General features: G+C 72.9%; 14 protein-coding genes. 5 read left to right on the forward strand and 9 right to left on the reverse strand.

Annotation, left to right across the window (positions count from 1 at the left end):
* Nucleotides 1-18 precede the first annotated feature (18 nt).
* The 3 genes from topA to WME75_RS27265 all read right to left on the reverse strand — a co-directional run bounded on the left by topA (nt 19) and on the right by WME75_RS27265 (nt 4,632).
* On the reverse strand, nt 19-2,619 hold the full coding sequence (gene topA, locus WME75_RS27255; RefSeq protein WP_437476841.1) for a type I DNA topoisomerase: 2,601 nt from the start codon (nt 2,617-2,619) through the stop codon (nt 19-21).
* Between the two features lie 132 nt (nt 2,620-2,751).
* Nucleotides 2,752-3,723 (reverse strand): DNA-processing protein DprA, encoded by a 972-nt coding sequence (locus WME75_RS27260; protein WP_437476844.1) that lies wholly within the window; start codon nt 3,721-3,723, stop codon nt 2,752-2,754.
* 84 nt (nt 3,724-3,807) lie between these two features.
* A complete protein-coding gene (locus WME75_RS27265; RefSeq protein WP_437476847.1) occupies nt 3,808-4,632 on the reverse strand; it encodes a hypothetical protein in 825 nt (274 codons plus the stop codon).
* Nucleotides 4,633-4,711: 79 nt separating this feature from the next.
* Here WME75_RS27265 and WME75_RS27270 point away from each other — a divergent pair, with 79 nt between their 5' ends.
* The gene (locus WME75_RS27270; RefSeq protein WP_437476850.1) at nt 4,712-5,716 is read left to right on the forward strand and encodes a hypothetical protein; all 1,005 of its coding nucleotides are present in this window, start codon (nt 4,712-4,714) and stop codon (nt 5,714-5,716) included.
* Nucleotides 5,713-6,516, forward strand: coding sequence for a glycerophosphodiester phosphodiesterase (locus WME75_RS27275; RefSeq protein ID WP_437476852.1), 804 nt, complete (start codon nt 5,713-5,715; stop codon nt 6,514-6,516). Before WME75_RS27270 ends, WME75_RS27275 begins: the two co-directional genes overlap by 4 nt.
* A 102-nt stretch (nt 6,517-6,618) precedes the next feature.
* On the opposite strand, the gene WME75_RS27280 is transcribed toward WME75_RS27275, so the two are convergent.
* The 3 genes from WME75_RS27280 to WME75_RS27290 form a co-directional block, all read right to left on the reverse strand.
* Nucleotides 6,619-8,103, reverse strand: a complete 1,485-nt coding sequence (locus tag WME75_RS27280) for a serine/threonine-protein kinase (RefSeq protein ID WP_437476855.1) — start codon at nt 8,101-8,103, stop codon at nt 6,619-6,621.
* 150 nt (nt 8,104-8,253) lie between these two features.
* The gene (locus WME75_RS27285; protein WP_437476858.1) at nt 8,254-9,141 is read right to left on the reverse strand and encodes a LolA family protein; all 888 of its coding nucleotides are present in this window, start codon (nt 9,139-9,141) and stop codon (nt 8,254-8,256) included.
* Between the two features lie 179 nt (nt 9,142-9,320).
* A complete protein-coding gene (locus WME75_RS27290; RefSeq protein ID WP_437476860.1) occupies nt 9,321-11,213 on the reverse strand; it encodes an HTH domain-containing protein in 1,893 nt (630 codons plus the stop codon).
* 550 nt (nt 11,214-11,763) lie between these two features.
* On the opposite strand from WME75_RS27290, the gene WME75_RS27295 reads away from it, so the two are divergent.
* Entirely contained in the window at nt 11,764-12,156 is a 393-nt protein-coding gene (locus WME75_RS27295) for a hypothetical protein (RefSeq protein ID WP_437476863.1), read from the forward strand.
* A 47-nt stretch (nt 12,157-12,203) separates the two neighbouring features.
* Here WME75_RS27295 and alaS read toward each other — a convergent pair whose 3' ends face one another.
* From alaS to WME75_RS27310, 3 genes are all read right to left on the reverse strand, one after another.
* Nucleotides 12,204-14,960 carry an alanine--tRNA ligase gene (gene alaS / locus WME75_RS27300; protein WP_437476866.1) on the reverse strand — a complete coding sequence of 919 codons (2,757 nt, stop codon included), beginning with the start codon at nt 14,958-14,960 and terminating at the stop codon, nt 12,204-12,206.
* Between the two features lie 162 nt (nt 14,961-15,122).
* Entirely contained in the window at nt 15,123-15,938 is an 816-nt protein-coding gene (locus WME75_RS27305) for a HEAT repeat domain-containing protein (RefSeq protein ID WP_437476869.1), read from the reverse strand.
* Nucleotides 15,939-16,217: 279 nt separating this feature from the next.
* On the reverse strand, nt 16,218-18,473 hold the full coding sequence (locus WME75_RS27310) for a TIGR04551 family protein (protein WP_437476871.1): 2,256 nt from the start codon (nt 18,471-18,473) through the stop codon (nt 16,218-16,220).
* Nucleotides 18,474-18,819: 346 nt separating this feature from the next.
* Between WME75_RS27310 and WME75_RS27315 the strand changes: the two genes are divergently transcribed.
* Nucleotides 18,820-20,877, forward strand: a complete 2,058-nt coding sequence (locus WME75_RS27315) for an OmpA family protein (protein WP_437476874.1) — start codon at nt 18,820-18,822, stop codon at nt 20,875-20,877.
* A 146-nt stretch (nt 20,878-21,023) separates the two neighbouring features.
* Nucleotides 21,024-21,815: an OmpA family protein gene (locus WME75_RS27320; protein WP_437476877.1), complete on the forward strand. Its 792-nt coding sequence runs from the start codon at nt 21,024-21,026 to the stop codon at nt 21,813-21,815.
* The last annotated feature ends 5 nt before the right edge of the window (nt 21,816-21,820 follow it).

Genomic DNA, 21,820 nt, shown 5'->3' on the forward strand with positions numbered 1-21,820 from the left:
GGGGGGTTCGCGGCCTTCTTAGTTCGCCGTGCGCCGGGCGCGCACGGCCCGCGCGGGCTTTTCGGCTGCCCCCTGGGGCGCGCCGGCCTTCGGAGGCACGGCCTCGGGCAGGGCGGCCGGCGCGGGCTCCGCCGGCTCGGGCCGGACGGCCGGCGCCGCCGCGGCGCTCGCGACGATCGCCGTCGCGTCGAGGGGGGCGGAGCCGTTCGCGGCGCCGTCCTCCCCCTCCGCCTCGACGATCTCCTGCTTGAAGCCGCACTCCTTTGTCGCGCAGACGAGCATCGCCTTCTTGCCGGCGGTGCGGGAGACGAACTTCGCGCCGCACTGCGGGCACGGGATCGGCACCGGCTTCTGCCAGAGCTTGAACTCGCACTTCTGCTCGGCGTTCCAGTTCGAACAGCCGTAGAAGGTGCGCCCGCCCTTCTTGCGGGGCCGGATCTCGATGAGGTCGCCGCCGCAGCTCGGGCACGCGACGCCGAGCGGCACCGGGCGCGTGTTCTTGCAGGTCGGGTAGCCGGTGCACGACAGGAAGTCGCCGAAGCGGCCCGTCTTGATGATCATCGGCTTCCCGCACTTGTCGCACGAGATGTCGGTCTCGCGGACGGCGGCCGTCCCCCGCGCGTCGGACAGGTCGCGCGTGGCCTTGCACTTCGGGTAGCGCTCGCAGCTCAAGAACCAGCCGTTCTTGCCCCACTTCTTGAGCATCATCGACCCACACTCGTCGCAGACGATGTCGGTCTTCTCTGCCTCGGGCTTCCACGGCGCGAGCTTCTTCGACTTGTCGAGCTGCTCCCTGAACTTCGTGTAGAAGCGCTTGAGCAGCTGCTCGCGCTTCAAGGTGCCGGCGCCGACCTCGTCGAGCTCCTCCTCCATCTGCGCCGTGAAGTTCGGATCCATGATGTCGAGGTTCGACCGGACGAGGCCGTCGACCACGAACTTCCCGAGGAGCGACGGCTGGAACGCGCCGCCCTCCCGCTTCTCCACGTACGCGCGCTGCTGCACCTTGCTGATGATCTCGGCGTACGTCGACGGGCGGCCGATGCCGCGCTTCTCCAGCTCGCGCACCAGCGAGCCCTCGTTGTAGCGGGGCGGCGGCTGCGTGAACTTCTGGTCGGTGACGACCCCCGGCGGCGTCACGGCGAGCGCCTCGCCCTCCTTCATGTCGGGCAGGAGCGCCTCCGAGTCCTCCTCGGCCGCGGGCCCAGGCGCCGCCCGCTCCGCCTCGACGGCGCTCGCCTCGGCGGGCGCAGGCGCGGCGCCTCCGCCGCCGTCCGGCGCGGCGCCGGCGCTCTCCTCCTCGCCGGCGAACTCCTGCTGGCCCTCGGTCACCTGCAGCCAGCCGGCGAACTTCAGGATCCGCCCGCTCGCCCTCGCGAGGTAGCTCCGGTACGTGGGCGCCGCGATCGTCGGCGAGACGTCGATCTCGACCGTCGTGCGGTCGTAGACCGCCGGGTTCATCTGCGAGGCGACGAAGCGGTTCCAGATGAGCTTGTACAGCTTGTACTGCTCGTCCTTGAGGTACTTCTTGATCGAGTCCGGGTGGATCTCGACGCTCGTCGGCCGGATCGCCTCGTGCGCGTCCTGCGCGTTCTTCTTCGACTTATAGATGTTCGGGCGCTCGGGGACGAACTCCTTGCCCCACCGCTTCGCGACCACGCCGCGCACCTCGGCGATCGCGTCGTCGCTCACGCGCGTCGAGTCGGTACGCATGTACGTGATGAGGCCGACCGGGCCGCCGTCGCGCTTGAGGTCGATGCCCTCGTAGAGCGCCTGCGCGATCTGCATCGTCCGCTTGGCGCCGAAGTGCAGGTAGTTCGTCGCGTCCTGCTGGAGCTTGGACGTCGTGTACGGGGCGGGCGGGTTGCGCTTCTGCTCGCGCCGCGCGACCTTCGCCACCCGGTAGCCGGCCGTCTCGAGGTCGGCGCGCACCTTCGCGGCGACCTCGCCGTTCGTCACCTCGAGCTTCTTGCCGTCGGCGGAGGCGAGCTTCGCGACGAACGGCGCGCGCTGCGGCGGGCTCGCCGCGGTGAGGCCGACCGCGATGTTCCAGTACTCCTCCGGGACGAACGCCTCGACCTCGCGCTCGCGATCCACGATGAGCCGCAGCGCGACCGACTGCACCCGCCCCGCGGACAGGCCGAACGCGAGCTTCGACCACACGAGCGCCGAGACGTCGTAGCCGACGATGCGATCGAGCACGCGCCGCGCCCGCTGGGCGTCGTAGAGGTTCTCGTCGAGCTGGCGGGGGTTGTGGACGCCGTGGTCGACCCCCTTCTTCGTGATCTCGTGGAACTCCACCCGCGCCACCTTGAGCCTCGGGTTCTTGATCTCCTCCGAGATGTGGAACGCGATCGCCTCCCCCTCGCGATCAGGGTCGGTCGCCAGGAGCACCTCGTCCGCCCTCTTCGCGGCGGACTTCAGCTCCTCCAGCACCTTCTCCTTGCCCTCGATGACCTCGTAGGTCTCGGCAAAATCGTTCAGCACGTCGACGGCGTTCTGCTTCTTGGGCAGGTCCTTGACGTGCCCCTTCGAGGCGAACACCTCGTACCCGTTGCCGAGATACTTCTTGATGGTCTTCGCCTTCGCCGGCGACTCCACGATGACGAGCGTCTTGGCCATCACCACCTTCTGAGCAACGAGATATGGGCTTGTTGAGAGGATTGAAGGGCGCCCTTCGGTGCGGGGGAGGCCCCCCCGCGGAGGAGGCAGCCCCCCCGAAACCGCACTGGGCAGGGTGGGCCGACGTGCCCTTCAACGAAGAGCCCGCCGAAACAACCCGGCGGGCCCCTCTACTACTACGGCCTGGAGCGTCAACGTCAAGAGTGCCTCCACGGCGTGCCTGGGCGGAAGCCCCGTCCTCTCGCAGACCTCATCCACGTGCGCCGGGTGGGCGTCCAGGGCGTCGAGGACGACGCGCTCGGCCGCGCTCATCGCCGGGATTTGCGCGGTTTTCTCGGGCGAAACGCTCGCCCGCGGGGCGAAGGCCGCGTCGGGCAGCGGCAGGGTGCCGGCGGCGGGCGAGCTGTTGCGCAACGAACGCCGCGCCCGCCTGCGGGGCGGCGGCGCCGGCCCGCCGAGGACGTCGATCACGTCGGCGGCGCGCGTGATGGGGCGCGCGCCGGAGGCGAGCTCGAGCGCGCAGCCGACGCCGCGCGGGCTCCACGGGGCGTGGGGGACGACGCAGAGGTGGCGCCCGAGGCGGCGAGCCGCCGCGGCGGCGGAGCGGGCGCCGCTCTCGATGCCCGCCTCGACCACGACGGTCGCGAGGGTGAGCGCGGCGAGGACCGCGTTGCGCTGGAGGAACAGCCCCGGCAGCGGCGGCGTGTCGTCGGGGACGCGCGCGAGCAGCGCGCCGCCCGCGGCGAGGATGCGATCGAAGAGCGCCGCGTGCTCCCGCGGGTAGGGGTGCGCGTGGCCGCCGCCGCTGACGACCACGGTCGGCGCGCGCGCAGCGAGCGCGCCCTCGTGCGCGGCCGCGTCAACGCCGCGCGCGCCGCCCGACCAGATCGAGAAGCCCGCCTCGCCGAGCGACGCGGCGAGCTCGCGGGTGAACCGGAGCGCCTCGTCGCTCGCCGCGCGCGTCCCGACGATCGCGACGCCCGGGCGCGACGGGAGCGCGCCGCGCAGGTAGAGCGTCGGCGGCGCGGCCTCGGACTCGGTCACGAGGGCCCAGAGCGGCGCGGGGTAGGTTGGATCTGCGGGCAGGATCTCGATCGACGCCATACGCGGCGTGTCGACCGGCGCCCGGGACGAGTTGCGCAAAATGAGGAGCGCGCGCGGTCCCGCGCGTCGCGGGCCGCCGCGGCGCTACTGGAGCGGCGCGGCGCCGGGCGGCGCGGCGCCGGGCGGCGCCGCGCCGGGCGGCGCGGCGCTCGGCGGCGCCGTGTCGGGCGGGGTCGCGCCGGGCGGCGCCGCGCCGGGGGGAGCGGCCGGGCGCGGGCCGCGGTAGGCCTGCACGAGCACGACGCCCGCGCCGCGCCGCACCTGCGCGTGCAGGCTCACGGCGAGCGGCGCGTCGCCGGGCAGGGTGAAGCACGCGCCCCGGCCGCCGATCACCGCGATCGGCCCGCTGTCCGCGTCCTGGGCGACGATCTCGAGCGAAGGCGGCGCGCCCTTCGTGACGAAGAGGTCGACCTCGATCACGCCGAGCCCGCCCTGCGCGATGAACACCGCGCACGCCTCCGGCGCGACGCGCACCGGGATCGCGGCGCTCTCCCCCTCCCCGATCGCGAGCGATACGACGTCGCCCTGCGGCGTCATCCCCCTCGCCTCGCCGCGCGCCGTGTTGGCGAGCGCGAGCGCGGTCACGCGCGGCGCCGGCGCGCTCGCCGCGGGCCGCAGCTGCCCCGCGCGGCTCAGGAACAGACGCGCCGCCTCCGGGTCCGGCTCGGGCGCATCGCTCGGCGGCGGCGGGTTCCGCGCCGCGCGCGCGGGCGCGGCGGCCGGCGCGGGCGGCGGGCTAGGCTGCAGGACCTCCGCGCGGGAGGCCGAGGCGCCGCAGCCCGGAGCGACGAGCGCGAGCGCGAGCGGCGCAGCGAGCCGCGCAGCGAGCCGCGCGGCGAGCGATGCAGCGGACGAGCGGCGCGCCGGCCTGAACGGATGCAGTGCGAGGAGAACGAGGGCGCGCCGCACGGCGCGGAGACTACCAGAACCACCGCGCGATGCCCGGTCCGCGAGCGGCGGGCCGTGGGTCGTGCTACCCCCTCGCCCGATGAAGCCCAGGGACATCGTCGTCGCGACGCACGGCCACTGCTTCGACGGCATGGCGAGCGCGGCGCTGTTCACCCGCTTGATGCAGGCGCTCCGCCCCGGCGAGCCGCTCGCGCTCCGGTACCGCTCCTGCGGGTACGGCCCGGGCATGTCGATGATCCCGCCCTCGTGGCTCGACGGCGACGACAACGCGATCCTCGACTTCCGCTACACGCCGACGAAGAAGCTGACGTGGTACTTCGACCACCACATCACCGGGTTCGGCTCGGACGACGAGCGCGACGCGGCGCTCGCCGGCGCGTCGCGCTCGCACGCCGTGGGCGACGCGCCCCACGTCTTCTACGACGCCGCCTACGGCTCGTGCACCAAGCTCATCGCGGACGTCAGCCGCGATCACTTCGGCGTCGAGATGTCCGGCGTCGATGAGCTCATCCGCTGGGCCGACCTCATCGACACGGCGCGCTTCCCCTCGGCCGAGGCCGCCGTGAGCCGCGAGGAGCCGATCATGCAGCTCGCCTCGGTCGTCGAGCACCACGGCGACGGGCCCTTCCTCGCCTCCGTGGTGCCCCGCCTCGTCGAGCGGCCCGTGAGCGAGGTGGCGCGCGCGCCCGACATCCAGGATCTCTGGCGCCCGCTCTCCCTCTCGCGGCAGACCTTCGTCGCGCGCATCGAGCGCGGCGCGCGGAAGCTCGGCCGCGTCGTGCTGGTCGATCTCTCCGACGCGCCGCTCGAGGCGGTCGGCAAGTTCATGACGTACGCGATGTTCCCGGACTGCGTGTACTCGGTCACGCTCTCCCGGCAGAAGCAGCACTACAAGCTCTCGGTCGGCTACAATCCCTGGTGCGGCGTCGCGCGCGATCGCGACATCGCCCCCATCTGCCGCCGCTACGACGGGGGCGGGCACCCGGCCGTCGGCGCGGCGTCCTTCCCGCTCTCCGCGCTCGAGCGCGCGCGCGAGGCGGCCCGCACCGTCGCGGAGGAGCTCAACGAGGAGCCCGAGCGGTGACCTGGGCCGAGCAGCGCCTCCGCCGGAGCGCGCGCGGGCCGGGGCAGGCGATGTCGCGGGGCGAGCCCGGGACGGCGGCGTCGCGCGCGCCGCTCCTCTTCGGACACCGGGGCGTGCGCGGCGAGGGCGCCCCCACGGAGAACACCCTCGCCGCCTTCGCGGAGGCGGCCGCGCAGGGGGCCGACGGGATCGAGCTCGACGTGCGGGTGTGCGGCTCGGGCGAGCTCGTGGCGCTGCACGACCCGGACCTCGAGCGGGTGACCCAGGGCGCGGACCCGCGCGCGGTCGCGGCGCTCCGCTGGGACGAGCTCCGGCAGGTCGACCTGGGCGGCGACCGGGTGCCGCTCCTCTCCGAGGTGCTCGCGTTCGCGCGCGGGCGGCGGCTCGCGGTCAACGTCGAGATGAAGCGCGACGTGCCCGACCGCGCCGCCGTCGTGCTCGCGGCCGCGCGCCTGCTGCGCGCCTGGGATCCTCGCCACCCGGTGCTCGTGTCGTCGTTCGACCCGGTCATGCTGGCGTCCTTCAGGGTCATGGCGCCGGCCGTGCCGCGCGCGCTCCTCGTGCACCGGAGCCGCTACCACGACGCCGCCGTGCGCCTCGCCCCGGCGCTCGGCGCGCTCGCCGCGCACATCGAGCGGACGATCGCGTCGCCCGAGCGCATCGCGCTGCTGAAGCGGCAGGGGCGCGTGATCAACGTGTGGACGGTGAACGATCCGGGGGAAGCGCGGGACCTCGCGGCGCTCGGCGTCGACGGGCTGATCACCGACGCCCCGCGCCGCATCCGCGACGCGCTCGCGTGACCGACCAGCCGCTGCCGGCCGGGGCGCCCTCGGGCGCGACCCGCCGCTACGGACCGGCGCCGCCGGCCGCTGCCGGCCGGCGCCATCGGGCGCGATCGGCCGCTATCGTCGCTGCCAGGGGTCGATGATCTCGCGCGCCCGGTGCGGCACCCGGCGCGGGGCCGACCGCGCCGGCCGGTCCTTTCTCGCGGCGGACGCCGCCGGCTCCGCCGTGCCCGAGGGCGCCGGCGAGGGCGGCGCCGTGTCCGCGGCCGGCGCGTCCGCGGCGACGAGCAGGAGATCCATCTCGGGCGTCGACGCGCGGGCGACCTCCACCGGCGGCGATGCCGAGCTCACGGGCGCGGGCTGGAGCGGCGCGACCACGGGAGCGGCGCTCTCCTTGCCCTCCTTGCCGATAGCGCGCAGCGCCGTGATCGCGACCGTCCCGCTGAGCACGAAGAGCGCACCGCACGCCAGCAGCCAGCGGCGCGTCGCGCTCGCGCGCGGCCTGCGGGCGTCGTGGACCTCCCCGGCCGCGGCGGCCGTGAGCGTCCCCTGATCGAGCGGATCGGGCAGCGGCGTGAGCGCGTCGTTCCGCGGGCCTGCGCCGTGGTCCTCGGACCCGGAGGGCGCGCCGAGGTCGCCTGCACCCGTGAGCTCGGCGGCGCCGCCCGGCGACAGCCCGAGCAGCGTCCCCGTGCGCGACGTCACCGGCTCCGGCCGCGGCACGGAGGGCGCAGGCAGCGGGATGCAGAGGTCGCCCGCAGCGGCCACGAAGGCGTGCACCATCTCCTGCGCCGACTGGAACCGCTGGGCCCGGTCGCGCGAGAGCGCGCGCAGGAAGAACGCGTCGAGCTCGGCCGGCAGATCGCTCACGAGCTGCGTCGCCAGCGGGATCGGCTCGACGAGGATCCGCGACAGGACCGCGCCGAGCACGTCGCCCTCGAACGGGAGCTTGCCCGTGACCGCGCGGAAGAGGATGACCCCGAGCGACCACAGGTCGCTGCGCGCGTCGAGGTCCTTGTCGCCGCGCGCCTGCTCCGGACTCATGTAGAACGGGGAGCCCAGGAGCTCGCCGGTCTTCGTGGTCTCGTCGCTGAGCAGCTTGCCTGTGAGCTGCTTGGCGATGCCGAAATCGAGGACCTTGACGATCTCCTCCTCGTCATCGACGCGCGAGAGGAACAGGTTGCCCGGCTTGAGGTCGCGGTGGACGAGCCCGGACTCGTGCGCCCGGCGCAGCGCCTTGCCGGTCTGGAGGACGATGCGCGCCGCCTCGGCGACGGAGAGGCGCCGGACCCGCCTCAGACGGCGGCTGAGGTCCTCGCCCCGGAGCAGCTCCATGACGAGGTACGGGACGGTCCCCTGGATCCCGTAGTCCTGCACGCTCACCACGTGCGGGCTCTCGAGGTTCGCCGCCGTGCGCGCCTCACGGTAGAAGCGCGCGCGGAACTCGGGCGAGGCCGCGTGCTCCGCGTCCATGAACTTGATCGCCACCGGCGCGCCCAGCTGGACGTGCCGGGCCACCCACACGGAGCCCATCCCGCCCCGCGAGAGCGGCCCTTCCAGGCGGTATTTTTCGCCGACGATCGTTCCCGGCTCGACGTCCATCGCCGACTCCTCCCGCCATGGCGAGGTGGGATTGCGCAGATCTAGACGTTCAACCGAGCGGCGTCCACGCCGTAAGGCGAGCGCCGCTTGCGGCGACCGGCGCCGCCGGTGAGGTACATAGTCCCCTCAGAAACCACCTGTGCGCCGGACTCAGTCCTGGCAGTCGACATAGCGACGGACGACGCCGCCGGGGATCGGCTGGGTGAACGCCCCTGAGATGAGGGGCGGATTCCACTTCGCCTCCTTGTATTGAAAGATGACGTCGTCCTCTGTATTGGGCACCCGCATGCGGATCGAGCGGGGGATCTCGGCCTCGCAGGCGCCGCCGCTCGGCGGGATCGGATCGTCGATCCCCTCCGGGTCGACGCGCGGCGCCGCGGTGCGGATGATCCCGTGATGGCTGAGCTCGGCGTGATAGAGGTCCAGCCCGCGCTGCGCGACCCGGACCTCCCTGACGCGCAGGCGCTGCTGGCTCCACGGCAAGCGCCAGTCGTCCGGGCGCGGCTCGAGGTGGATCTCCTCCACCGCGTCGCGGGTGCTCTGGATCAGCACGCGGTAGAAGCCGTCGCCGTCCCAGGCGATCGAGGCGCCGTTCGGCTCGTGCAAGAGCACCGGCGCCTCGCCGCGAAGCAGCGAGACGAGCGCGTGCCCGGGGATGGGCACCTGGGTGAGCCGCGACAGGTTGCACGCGCTCGCGGGCCCATGCAAAAGCTGCTTCTCGCCGACATCGAGCATCTGGAACAGGGTGCCATTCGACGTGAGCGTGTAGAGCGTCGCGCCGAAGGGGCTCACGATATCGAAGCGGACCCGATCGGGATTGACCGCCAGGATGTACACGTCACCGCGGATCCTCCCCTGACGCGAGAAGTGGTCGATCTTGGCGGTGCCCTGGACGCCGTTCACGCAGGCATACGTGGCCTTCATCCGGCCGAGCGCCGCGTCGGCGGTCGGGAACCGGGATGGCGGCGGCGCCACGGAAGCACAGCCGGTCACGAGCACGGCGAGGGACGCAGACCAGGCGATCGCGCGATGGCGCATGGGCGCGGACGCTGACAAGGATCGCCGAGCCCGTCAACCGCGGAAGCGGTGCGGGCGGCGTCACCGTGGAGGAAGGTGGAGGAAGGGCGCCGAAGACGGCGCCGAGGGGGAGGAGCAGAAGAGCGGCGCCGCGCGCATCCGGCCGGAGCGAGCCCCCGGCCTGACGCGCGCGGCCGGGGTCAGGACGCCCGGAGCGCCTCGAGCAGATCGACGTCGGGGATCGCGATCGGCAGGCGGGCGCGGAGGACAGCGACGTCGTTCTCCTCGCAGACGCGAGCCACCGCGAGCCCGTCGAAGAGGGAGATCGGCGCGGTCCCCGGGATCGCGGCCTCCTCGCGCGCGCCGGAGAGCATCTGACCGGCGGTCAGGATCCAGCCGGCGGTCGCGGGGCCGTAGTGGTGGAGCGAGCCGCGCAGCTCGGTGACCCGCTCGCGGCCGACCTCGCGGCCGTCCCGACGGACGACCAGCGCCAGCTTGATCTCGTCGCCCGCCGTGCGGAGCGCCCCGGAGAAGTGGCTCTCGCCCCCCGGCGCGCCGGCGCGGCGCACCGCGCGCAGCTGGCCGAGGCCGATGCGCTCGAGGGCGAGGACACAGATCTCGACGAAGGCGTGGCCCGGGAGCTCGGAGAGCTTGCGCGCGAAGGCGCGCCGCGCGGCGTCGCGGTAGCGGTCCACGGCGGCGAGCGCCTCCTGCTCCAGCCGCGCGAGGTCGCCCGGCAGCAGCCAGTCGGTCAGCGCGATCCGGCCGCCGGCGAAGCGGAAGCGGGGCCGCTGCCCCGCGGCGATGCGGCGCGCGTTGTCGGCGCGCACGGCGGCCGCGACCTGGGACTGCACGAGCTGCACGTCGCCGGCGAGCCGGCCGCGGCGCTGCGCCGTCTCCGCGATCTGCCGGAGCGAGACCGCACCCGCGTTCCGATCGAAGGTCGAGAGGATGCCCGCGATCGCATCGGCGAGATCGCGGCCGGCCAGGTCGTCGAGCGCGTGCCCCTCGCCGCCTGTGAGCTCGATCACCTGAGGGCCGCGGTAGACCGGCTCGGCGCCGAAGCCCTCGGCGCGCTCGGCGCGCTCGGGGCGGTCGAAGCGCTCGGGGCGGTCGGCGCGCTCAGGGCGGTCGGCGCGCTCAGGACGCTCGACGCGCTCGACGACGCGCTCGACCCGGTCGGTGCGCTCGGTCCGGTCGGAGCGCGGCGGCTCGCGGCCGTTCTCGCGCCGCGCCTCGAACACCGGCGTCGCGACGTAGGAAGGCAGCCCACCGGCGCTCGGGGTGGCCTCCGCGGTCCCGCGGCCGCGGCGGCGGCGGCGGCGGCGGCGGCGTCCCTCGCCCTGCTCGCCCGACGAGCCGGGGGTCGCGCGGTCGTCGCCGCCGAGGATCGGCTGATCGTCGTCGTCCTCCTCGTCGAACAGCTCCGCGGCGCCGGCGACGGCCTCGGCGCGCATCGCCTCGTCCGGCCCCTGCGGCTCGGCGTCCTCGAGCTCGCCCTCCTCCTCGTCGAGGTAGGCGCCTACGGCCCGCGGGGACGAGGGCGCCGGCGACGGAACGGCCTCGCGCGCTGCCGGGATCTCCACCCCGTTCAACCCGGCCATCCCGACCGCGCTCGTCGCGCCGGCCACGACCTCCTCGTCGTCGTCCTCGTCGTCGAACGCCGGCGCAGCCTGCGCCGCCCCCCCTGCGGCCTCGACCGCCTCGCCGTCGACCGCCTGAGCGCCCGAATCGCTCTCTTCCACCGCCTCGCCGTCGGCGGCCGCCTCGAACAGGGTCGGCTGCTCCCCCTTGCGCGCCTTGGCCGCCTCGGGCTTGCCGCCGCGCTTCGCCTTCTTGCCGTCGACCCCGGCCTTGATCGTCTTCTCGTCCCACTCGCGCAGCGCGAAGACGCCCGGCTTGACCCGCACCAGGGGGTTGTCCGCCGTGTCCTTTTTCAGCGTCGCCGCCAGGCGGGCGCCCATCGTGACCTCTGGGCTCTTGCCAACGTGGCTAAGGAGGTTCTTCTCGATCGCGATATCGGTGATCTCTTTATAGTGAAGCGGTCTACCGATGAGGCGAAGGACCTCGGCGGCTGCATCCGTGAACGTCATCTTTGTTCGCCCTTCGGGGCGCACCGCCCGGCGGGCGCCCTCGTCGTCCCCATCGCGGCCGCCCCGTCCTACTGTGGCTGACGAAGCGCGCGGGATACCCCACCGCAGCCGGGAAACGCATATTCGCTCCCACTCGGCCACGACGCGCGGAACGGCGTGCTCGTAGCATGCACGGGAACGGCGGTCAACGGGCGGCGCGATCTGGCTCAAGATAAGCCGCTGGCCGAGCTCAGGGGTGTGGGACCGGCGCGCGGCCGGCGCGAAGCCCGGGGCGGCCGCGCGCGGCAGCGAGCGCGCGGCGCGGGCGTGACCGTGGCGCGGGCGTGAGCGCGGCGCAACTGCGCGCGCGGCCCCTGCTGCACAAGCATCGATGTGGCGCGTGAACGGCTGTAGGCCAGTCCGGAACACGGGATAAGCCGGAGACGGGAAATCGGTTGAGCGGTTGTCGGAGCGGTTGTCGCATCGCGCGGGGGCTCCCGCGCGGCCGCGGCGGCCACAACATCGCTTTTGCGCTTTGCCATCTCCTGGATAAGGCGGTTACGCTGCGTGGGTGGAGCTTTCGCGGCTGCTCGATGAGCTCACCCTGGCGGCCAACAGGGTCGGCATCGCCGTCAGGATGGAGGCGTTCGATCCGCACCTGTCGGACGCGCGCAATCCGCGTGGCGGGCTCTGCACCGTGCTCGGCCGGCGGCTCATCCTCGTCGACGCCAACGCGTCGCTGCCCGATCGCATCGCCACCCTCGCGACCGCGCTCGCGCGCGTGGACCTGGAGTCCATTTTCCTGCCGCCGATCGTGCGCGCGACCATCGGCGCCCACGCCCGCGGCGCGCGGCCGCGGGCGCCCGCGCCGGGCGAGCCGGTGCGGCTGCCGACGCGCCACGGGAAGAGCGGAAAACCCCCGAGGCTCCTCCCGCTCGCCCGCACCAAGTGGCGTGACGCCTGAGCGCGGCGGCGCGCCCGACCCCTCGGGCGCGCCGCGCGCGCAGCGCGCTACGATGCGAGCGCCCGCTCGACCTCGGCGTAGACCGCCGCGATCGCCGCATCCAGCTGCCCGACGTCGGTCCCGCCGGCCTGCGCCATGTCGGGGCGGCCGCCGCCGGAGCCGCCCACGATGCGGGCGATCGGCTTGATCAGCTCCCCGGCCTTGAGCCGCTCGGTCGCCGGCTTGGAGACCATCACCGCGAGCTGCGCCTTGTCGCCCACGGCCGCGCCGAGCAGCACCGCCGCGCGATCGCCGAGCTTGTCGCGCAGCTTCTCCGCCAGGTCGCGCAGCGCGCCCGGGTTGGTGCCGTCCGGCATCCGGCGCGCCAGCACCTTGATCCCGCCGATCTCCCGCGCGCCCTCCAGCATCGCCTCGATGCCGCCGCCGCCGCCGCCGCCCTGCGCCGGACCGGCGCCCTCCAGGATCCGCCGCTCGAGGTCCGCCACCTTCTTCTCGAGCTCCCGCTCGTGCGCCACGATCTTCCCGATCTTCTCGGCGAGATCGCCGCCCTGCGCCTTCGCGACCTGCCGCGCCCGCGCGAGCTCGGCCTCGACGCCCCGCGCGTAGCCGAGCGCGTTCAGCCCCGTCGACGCGAGGATCCGGCGCACGCCCGCGGCCACGCCGCCCTCGCTCGTGATCTTGAACAGCCCGATGTCGCCGAGCGCGCGCGCGTGCGTGCCGCCGCAGAGCTCCACCACCTCGGGCGTCATCGTGAGCATCCGCACCGTGTCGCCGTACTTCTCCTCGAAGATCGCCATCGCGCCCCGCCGCCGCGCCTCGTCCATCGGCAGGATCTCGGTCGTCACCCGCGCGTTCGTGAGGACCTTCTCGTTCACCAGATCCTCGATCCGCGCGATCTCCTCGCGGGTGAGGGGCCTGTTGTGCGTGAAGTCGAAGCGGAGGATGTCCGGGCCGACCCGCGAGCCCTTCTGCTGCGCGTGCTCCCCGAGCACCTTGCGCAGCGCCCAGTGCAGGACGTGCGTCGCCGAGTGGTTGCGGCGCGTCGCCGACCGCGCCGCGTGGTCGACCTCCAGGTGGACGCGCTGCCCCACCTCGATCGCCCCCTCGCGGACCACGCCCTCGTGCACGACAAGCCCGGCGACCGGCTTCTGTGCGTCCTTCACCTCGACGCGCGCCCCGTCCGCCGTCACCTCTCCGCTGTCGCCGACCTGGCCGCCCGACTCGGCGTAAAACGGCGTCTCGCGGACGACGATCTCGACCGCCTCCCCCGCCTCCGCGCGCGGGACAGGCGTCCTCACCTTGCGCGCCTTCTCGCCCTCGCCCTGCGTCTCGACCCGGAGGATCGCGACGATCTCGCTGTCACCCTCCTCGTGCTCGTAGCCCGTGAAGACGACCGGCTGCGCGAGCTGCGCGCGCGCCGCGCGGTGCGCGGGATCCACGGCGGCGTTCGGATCGATCGGGCCGTCGGCCTCGGCCGCGCCGTGGATGACCGCCTCGGCCCCCGGGACGTCGACGTCGAAGTTCGACTCGGCGCAGATGACCTGCGTCAGATCCAGCGGGAAGCCGTAGGTGGTGTAGAGATCGGCGGCCGCCGCGGCCGCGAGCGTCCTCTCGCCCGACGAGCGCATCTCGGCGAAGCGCTCGTCCAGGATCTTCATCCCGCGCTTCAGCGTGGAGCGGAAGCGGACCTCCTCGTCCTCGGTGACGCGGGCGATGAGCTCCCGCCGGTCCCTGAGCTCCGGATACGTCTCGCCCATCCGGCGGACCACCTCGAGCGCGACCTCGTGCAAGAACGGCCTGTCGATCCCGAGCCGGTGCCCGTGCCGGATCGCGCGGCGCATCACCCGGCGGAGCACGTACTCGCGCCGCTGCCGCTCGGGCATCACGCCCTCGGCGATCAGGAACGCTGTCGTCCGCGCGTGATCGGCGATGACCCGCATCGACACGTCGTCATCGGCGCTCCCGCCCGTGTACGGCTTGCCGCTGAGCTCCGCGGCCTTGTCGACGAGCCCCCGGAGCAGATCCGTATCGTAGTTCGACGTCGCGCCCTGGAGCACGCTCGCGATCCGCTCCAGGCCCATGCCCGTATCGATGCTCGGCGCCGGCAGCGGGACGAGCGGGCCGTCCTTCTCGACGCGCTCGTACTGCATGAACACGTTGTTCCAGATCTCGGTCCAGCCGGTGCCGTCCATGCGCGGCTCCTCGCCGAAGCGCGAGACGTCGGGCTCGTTCCCGTGGAAGAAGTGGATCTCGGAGCAGGGCCCGCACGGGCCGACGTCGCCCATCGTCCAGAAGTTGTCGGCCAGCCCCAGCCGGAGGATCCGGTCGTCGCCGAAGCCGGTGACCTTGCGCCAGATCGCCGCGGCCTCGTCGTCGGCAGGAAAGCCCCCCTCGCCGTTGTAGATCGTGACCACGAGCCGCGAGGGAGAGACCTCGTAAACCTTCGTCAGGAGCTCCCAGGCAAAGGCGATCGCGTCTTCCTTGAAGTAGTCGCCAAAGCTGAAGTTGCCGAGCATCTCGAAGAACGTCTGATGGCGCGCGGTCACGCCGACGTTCTCCAGGTCGTTGTGCTTGCCGCTGATCCGGATGCACTTCTGGCTCGAGGCGGCGCGCTGGTAGGGGCGCTTGTCCTTGCCTGTGAACACGTCCTTGAACGGCACCATGCCCGCGTTCACGAACATCAGCGTCGGATCGTTCTGCGGCAGCAGCGGCGCGCTCGGAACGACCTCGTGCCCGCGCTGGGCGAAGAACTCGAGGAACGTGCGTCGGATCAGATCGGAGCTGGCAGGCGTTGCGATGGACATAGGAGGAGGCGCGGTCTAGCACGACCGGAGAGCGGCTTCCGCCCGCTCGATGGGCCGGCCCCGGCCGCCGCGGACGCGCGCGCCGGCCAGGCCCGCCGGCGCCGCCGGACGATCGCGGCCGGCGGCGCCGGCGGGCCTGGCCAGCGCCGCGCGGCGCGCGGGTCAGCGGCCGGAGGGGACGACGCTGCTGCCGGAGGCGGCCTCGAGGGCGAGGGGCGCCCGCTGCAGCGCGCTCTCGATCGCGCCCGCGACGGCGTCGGTCTGCAGCTGGGCGAGCTCCCGCCGGCCGCTGGCGCGCCGCGCCTCGGCGACCGCCTGGGCGGAGCCGGTCATCGAGCCCTTCAGCGTCTGGCTGGGCATCTCGCGGATCACGTACTCGACCCTGGCCGAGAAGCCGATCCCGTCGGACCCCTGGCGCCTGTTCAGCTGCGTGACCGAGCCGTCCAGCGTGAAGGCCGGCAGCTTGCGGCTCTTGCCCTGCGCCGCCACGTCCGTACCGTCGGCGACGACCTCGATGTCGGCGAACTGCGCCACGCGGTTGCGCGTCTGCTGCTTGAGCAGCGAGCCGATCATCGCGTCCTTCACGCCGGAGCGGTTCTCGAACTTGCCCAGGCTGACCAGGAAGCGCGCCTTCGCCGACGACTTCGAGAGCCGCTCGATGGCGGCCGCGATCGGGCGCTTCCGGCCGGCGGCGGGCTCGAGGTGGAGCGCCGCCTTGAGCGCCGGCACCGCCGCGGGGTTGCCCAGCGCGCCGAGCGCGGCCGCGGCCGAGGCGCGCACCGCCGGGTGCGGATCCTTGAGCGCCTTCTCCAGGGCGGGCCGCGCGCCCTGGCTCTTCGACCTGCCGAGCGCCAGCGCCGCCGCGACCCGCAGCCGGTAATCCTTGCCTACCGCGATGTCGCGGAAAGCGGACGTGTCGCCGTCCTGCGCGCTCGACAGGGAGGTCGACCCGAGGACCATCGAAGTCGCCAAGAACATCGCAATGAAGAGACGACGAACCATCACGTCCCTCCGGAGAACGGCGACCCTCGCCTCCTGCTCTCCTAGGTGAACCACGGAAGTCTCGCGACGCGCCTGGCGTCCAGACGGTCTTATCCTTGGCCAGGACGGTCGCGAGATCAAGGCCCCTTTGGCCCGCGATGGCTCATGCAGGACTCGTGACGAGGGCGACGACGTCGTCGCTTCACGCCGCTTTACCGCCCAGAGCGCTCATTTCCAGACACACTGCCACGAGCGAGCCCGGGGCGGCTTGTCGACTCAGAAGAGGATACCGAGATACCAGCGCACGGTCTGTGCGGTCTCGAGATCGACCTTCTGGACAGCCTGCTCCCCCGGGAGCTGGCCGAGGCCGCCGAGCGGGAACAGCACGCCGTACTGCACCGCCGTGTAGAAGCCGCCCATCTTGTCCGGATCGTCGTTGAGCGTCCCGTCCTTCGACTGGAAGTACAGCTGGCCGTTCAGCTCGAGGCCGAGATCCCTGGAGTTCCCGGGCGCCTGCACGAACTCCGAGGCGCGGCTCCAGATGGCCGCGGCGCCGATGCCGGCGCGCTGGCCGTTCTTGTCACGAGCGAAGTCCCAGTCCACGCCGGGGCGGAAATAATAGGCCCCCTGGACCCGAGACAGGATGTTCCTGAACAGGATCTGGTCGACGCGGTAATCCGGGTGGAAGCGGAAGGTCGAGTAGGTGCGATCGGTCGAGTTCTGGGGGTCCATGCCCCCGGCCACGGGCTTGAGCGAGGGCACGTCGTCGTCGCCGGTCGCGTAGCCGAAGCCGAAATGCAGCCGCAGGCGGCCCTCCATCTCGGTGAGCTCGGCCTGGGTCGCGATCCCGAGCTGCCGGACGCCCCAGCCCGTGTCCTTGTCGGAGAGGACGTTCGCGTAATCGGCCTCATCCTGCCCGCGCAGGTCGATGGATCCGTAGATCATCGCCGCCTCGAGCTCGAAGCGGAACTTCTTGTAGAGGAACTGGAACCACACGTCGGGGAGGATCGTCTCCGCACCCCGGTGCACGTACCCACTCGCGACGTTGTCGGCGCTCTGGCCGAGCGAGGCAGACGTGCCGGCGTCGGCGCCGCCGGCGTAGTCGTTCGCCAGGGTCTGCTGCCGGTAAGCGAAGTAGACGCCGCCGTTCACGACCGCGTTGCCGCGGGCGAGCTCGAGCTTCTGGAGCTCCGGGTTCTTGCGGCGGACGGCGACGAACACGTACTGATTGACGTCATCGGCCTGGGCGAGGTCGTAGGGCTGGCCCTCCAGGTCCTGGAGGGAGGCGCTCGTCGCGCCCTCGTTGGTCCAGTCCCACGCACCGGCGAAGTAGAGGTCGTATTTCTTGATCCCCGTGACGAACATCAGCCGATCGACGGTCGACTGGTAATCGGAGTCGTGCCCATCGCCGCTGTTCGCCACCATGCCGAGGCCCCAGTGGTTCGGCATGCGGCCGAAGCGCAGGAGCCCCACGGGGGTCATGTACTCGCCCCAGATCCGCTTGACGGAGATCGAGTCCTTGGGGGAGTTGACGCTGGCGCTCGGCGCCCACTGGGTGCCGGCGAAGGCCCCGAGCGGCGAGTACCCGCCCCGGCGGACGACCTCGTAGCCGCCGTTCGCCCCCGGCCGGTTCGCGTAGCCCTCCGGGGTCGAGCCGAGCACCACGTTGTCGAGCAGATCGACCTGCGAGAGGATCCGCAGGTTGTCGCTGACGTGCAGCTCGGGGTTGAGCCGGAAGCGCATGTTGGCGCCGGCCTGGGTGTCGTTCGTGCACCGCTCGAACGTGCGCGAGCCGCCGCTCGTTGTCTCGCTCGGGTTGCAGAGGTCGACCGGGTGGGTCGCGCTGTAGGAGTTGTCGGCCGGCTGCGGCCAGAGCGCCTTGTCGCGCGGGTCGACGCGGCCGAGAGCGAAGCTGTTGAAGAGCTCCCACCGGAGCCGGTAGTAACCGTGGAACTCGAACGTCGGCCGCGCGTGGGACCACCAGTCCTCGGCGTAGACCTCGCTGGGCCGGGCGCCGATCTCCCCCTGGGTCGCCTTCCGCTCCGGCTGCTCGACGGCCGTGTCCGCCGCCGGCCCTTCCGAGGCCTCCGGCCCGGCCGGCTGAGGCGCGGCGGGGGCGGCCGTGTCGGCCGGCGGCATCAGCGGCTCGCGCGACGGCGCCGGGGGCTCGAGCGCCTCCACGTCGTTGCCGCCGACCGGCGCCGCGCCGGGCTGCGCCGGAGCCGCGCCGGGCTGCGCGGCGCCGGGCTGCGCCGGAGCCACGCCGGGCTGGACCGCGGGACGCTGCGCTGCACCGGGCTGGGCCGCGGCGCCGGGCTGGGCTGCGGCGGCGCCGGGCTGCGGAGCAGGAGCGCCCGCCTGGCCGGCAGGCGGCTGCGCTGGGGCCACCGGCGGCTGGGCCGGCCGGCCCGCCGGCTGGGCGGACGCGGAGGACGCGCCCAGCACGAGCGCGAGCGCGAGGCCCGACCGGAGGCGACGGCGAGGGGTGCCAGGGCTGCACGACGTTCCCGGAGACCGCAACGAGATGGGCATCTGCTTGGTTTCGTTCGCGCGTTTTCGCCCCGCGCGCAGGAAGAGGTTGAAAGTTCCGAGCTCTCGGTGGCCCGGGGGCCGATGTCTCATGCCCGGCTTGTGTGGTCAAGGCGCCGCTCGGGGCCGACCTCTGGAACCCGCGGGGCCGCTTATTTGAGCCCTCTTGGAAATCCGCGCATGATCCGGGAAGATCCACCCGCAGCGGTGGATGCCGCCGCGCGCCTCGGCTGCCGTACTCGCCTCACCGTCCGCGCGGAGCGCCGCTGTCCCGGCGCACGCCCGCCCTGCAAGGCGCCGTGCGCTGCTGGATGCTCACCGAACCGGGAAGATGTCTGAAAGGAGATAGATGAGAACGCTGCGAGCGCTGAGTCTGCTGTCGATCGTGGGCGCTGGGGTGGGGCTCGCCTCGAGCGTGGCGCGCGCGCAGGAGGCGGCCCGCGAGGGGGAGTTCTCGGTGCAGCGGTTCGAGCCGGCGCCGGGCTCGAAGAACTACCTGAGCGTCGAGGGCGCCCGGATGGAGGCGTCGCTCGGGGTCACGGCCGGCCTGATGTTCGACTACGCCCGGGAGCCGTTCGTCGTGGAGCGCTGCGTCTCGGCGACCGACTGCTCCGCGCCGGACGCGCGGGACAAGCGGGAGGTGCCGGTCGTCTCGGACCTGCTGACCTGGAACCTGCTGGCCTCGATCACGCCGGCGCCGTGGCTCCAGGCCGGCCTGCGCTTCCCCGTCGCCTACGCGAGCGGCCAGGGCATCGACGCCGCGACGGGCGCGGCGCCCGCGGAGGGGCTGAAGGCGTTCGGCGCGGGCGACCCGACGCTCGAGGCCAAGGTGCGGTTCTTCGGCGGGCCGCGGGATCCGCTGGTGCTCGGCGCGGCGGCGGACGTGAGCTTCCCGCTCGGGCACGCGACGAGCGAGGGGAGCTACCTCGGCAGCTCGTCGCCGGTGACCGCGGGGCTGCGCCTCATCGTGGACGGCAGCGCCGGGCCGCTGTCGTTCGGGCTCAACCTGCGCGGCAAGCTGCTCCCCGAGACGGCGCGGATCGCGACGACGGAGGTCGGCCCTGTCGAATTCCGCTACGGCGGGGGGCTCGGCTACCAGATCAGCCCGGCGCTCCGCGTGCTCGCCGAGGGGTACGGCGCGACCCAGTTCAAGGCGCGGGGCGGCACGAACTCGCTCGAGGTCGACGGCGCGCTCCAGATCGCCCCGCGCGACCTCGGCCTCGTGTTCACGGTCGGCGGCGGCGCGGGCATCGTCGAGGGCATCGGCGTGCCCGTCGCGCGCGGCATCGCGGGGATCCTCTTCGTGCACGAGCCCGGCGACGCCGACGCGGACGGGATCGGCGACGCGGCGGACGAGTGCCCGGCGCTGCCCGAGGACCGGGACGGGATCGCCGACGAGGACGGCTGCGCCGAGGACGACGGCGACGCGGACGGCATCCCGGACGAGAGCGACCGCTGCCCGGCGAAGGCGGAGGTCATCAACGGGCTCGACGACAAGGACGGCTGCCCCGACGAGCTGGCGGATCGCGACAAGGATCGGGTCGCCGACGCCCAGGACAGGTGCCCGGATCAGGCGGGCCGCGTGCTGCTGCCCGAGCACTACGGCTGCCCCGACACGGACGAGGACGGCGTGCCGGATCGGGTCGACCGGTGCGTCGACGCGATCGAGGACACCGATGGGTTCGAGGACGAGGACGGCTGCCCCGACCCGGACAACGACCGCGACGGCGTGCTCGACGCGCAGGACGAGTGCGTCGACCAGCCCGAGGTCAAGAACGGCTTCAAGGACGAGGACGGCTGCCCCGACGAGCTCCCCGACACCGACGGGGACGGCATCCCGGACGAGAAGGACAAGTGCCCGAAGCAGCCCGAGAACCTGAACGGCGTCGAGGACCTGGACGGCTGCCCGGACCGCGGCGCGAGCCTCGTGCAGGTCGGCGAGGAGGACATCAAGATCCTCCAGCGGATCGAGTTCGCGCTCAACAACGACAAGATCCAGGGCGCGCAGAGCTTCGCTGTGCTCGACGCCGTTGTGTCGGCGCTGATGCTCCACCCGGAAATTTTCAAGGTGGAGGTCGCGGGCCACACGGACAACGCAGGGCCGGCGGACCTGAACCGCGCGCTGTCGCAGCGGCGCGCCGAGGCCGTGGTCGCCTACGTCACGAGCAAGGGCATCGATCCGAAGCAGCTCGTGGCGCGGGGCTACGGGCCGGACAAGCCGATCGACGACAACAAGACCGCCAAGGGGCGCCAGAAGAACCGGCGCGTCGAGTTCACCATCCTGCACTCGGTGAAGAAGCCGCTGCAGGCGCCCGGGGATCCGGCGGCGCCGGCGCCGCCCGCCTCGACGCCGGCAGCGCCGCCTGCGGATCCGCTGCCGCTGGCCCCACCGCCGCCGAAGCCCTGATCTCTCCTGTCCCGCGGCGCGTCCCGCGGCGCACGGCCGCGCGGACGGGCGGAGCCCGGCGTCCTCCCCTCTGGATCTCTCGCCCGAGCTGAGCGAGGCTCTGGCCCGCGGCACCGCGCTCCGCGGTACGGAGCCATGGAGAAAGCATGAACCGGACACTCATTGCGCTACCCCTCGTGCTGTCGTCGCTGTTCGCCGCGGGCTGCGGCCACTCCGAGCAGGAGTGGAAGGCGCAGCTCGCCAAGTACAACGACCTCCAGAACCGGAGCCAGAAGAAGGAGGCGGACCTCGAGAAGGAGCTCGCCGAGGCGAAGCAGCGCGTCGAGGAGCTGGAGAAGCAGCTCGCGGACCAGGGCGCCGACATCACGAAGATGACCTCGACGCTGGAGGACCGCGACAAGGCCCTGGCGGAGTACAAGGCGCGCGCGAAGCAGCTGGAGGCGATCCAGGCGCGGTTCGACCTGCTCCGGAAGAAGCTCGAGGAGCTGACAAAGCTCGGCCTGGAGGTCCAGGTCCGCCGGAACCGGATGGTCATCTCGCTGCCCGGGGACGTCCTGTTCGACTCGGGCAAGGACACCCTGAGCAAGGAGGGCCAGGCGATCCTGAAGAAGATCGCGGACGTCATCCGCGGCGACAAGTCGCTCGTGGACCGCGACTACCAGGTCGCCGGGCACACGGACAGCCAGCCGTACAAGAACGGTCCGTACTACGACAACTGGGGGCTGTCGCTGATGCGCGCGCGGGCCGTGCTGCTGTTCCTGATCGGGCGGGATGGCCAGCTGCCGACGCGGCACTGGAGCGCGGCCGGGTTCGGGGACACCGACCCCATCGCGAACAACGCCACGCCGGCCGGCAAGCAGAAGAACCGCCGGTGCGACCTGATCGTGATGCCGGATGTGGACGAAATGCTCGACCTGACGAAGCTCGCCACGAAGTGAGGGCG

This window comes from Sorangium sp. So ce1014, from assembly GCF_051521505.1.
Classification (GTDB): Bacteria; Myxococcota_A; Polyangia; order Polyangiales; family Polyangiaceae; genus Sorangium.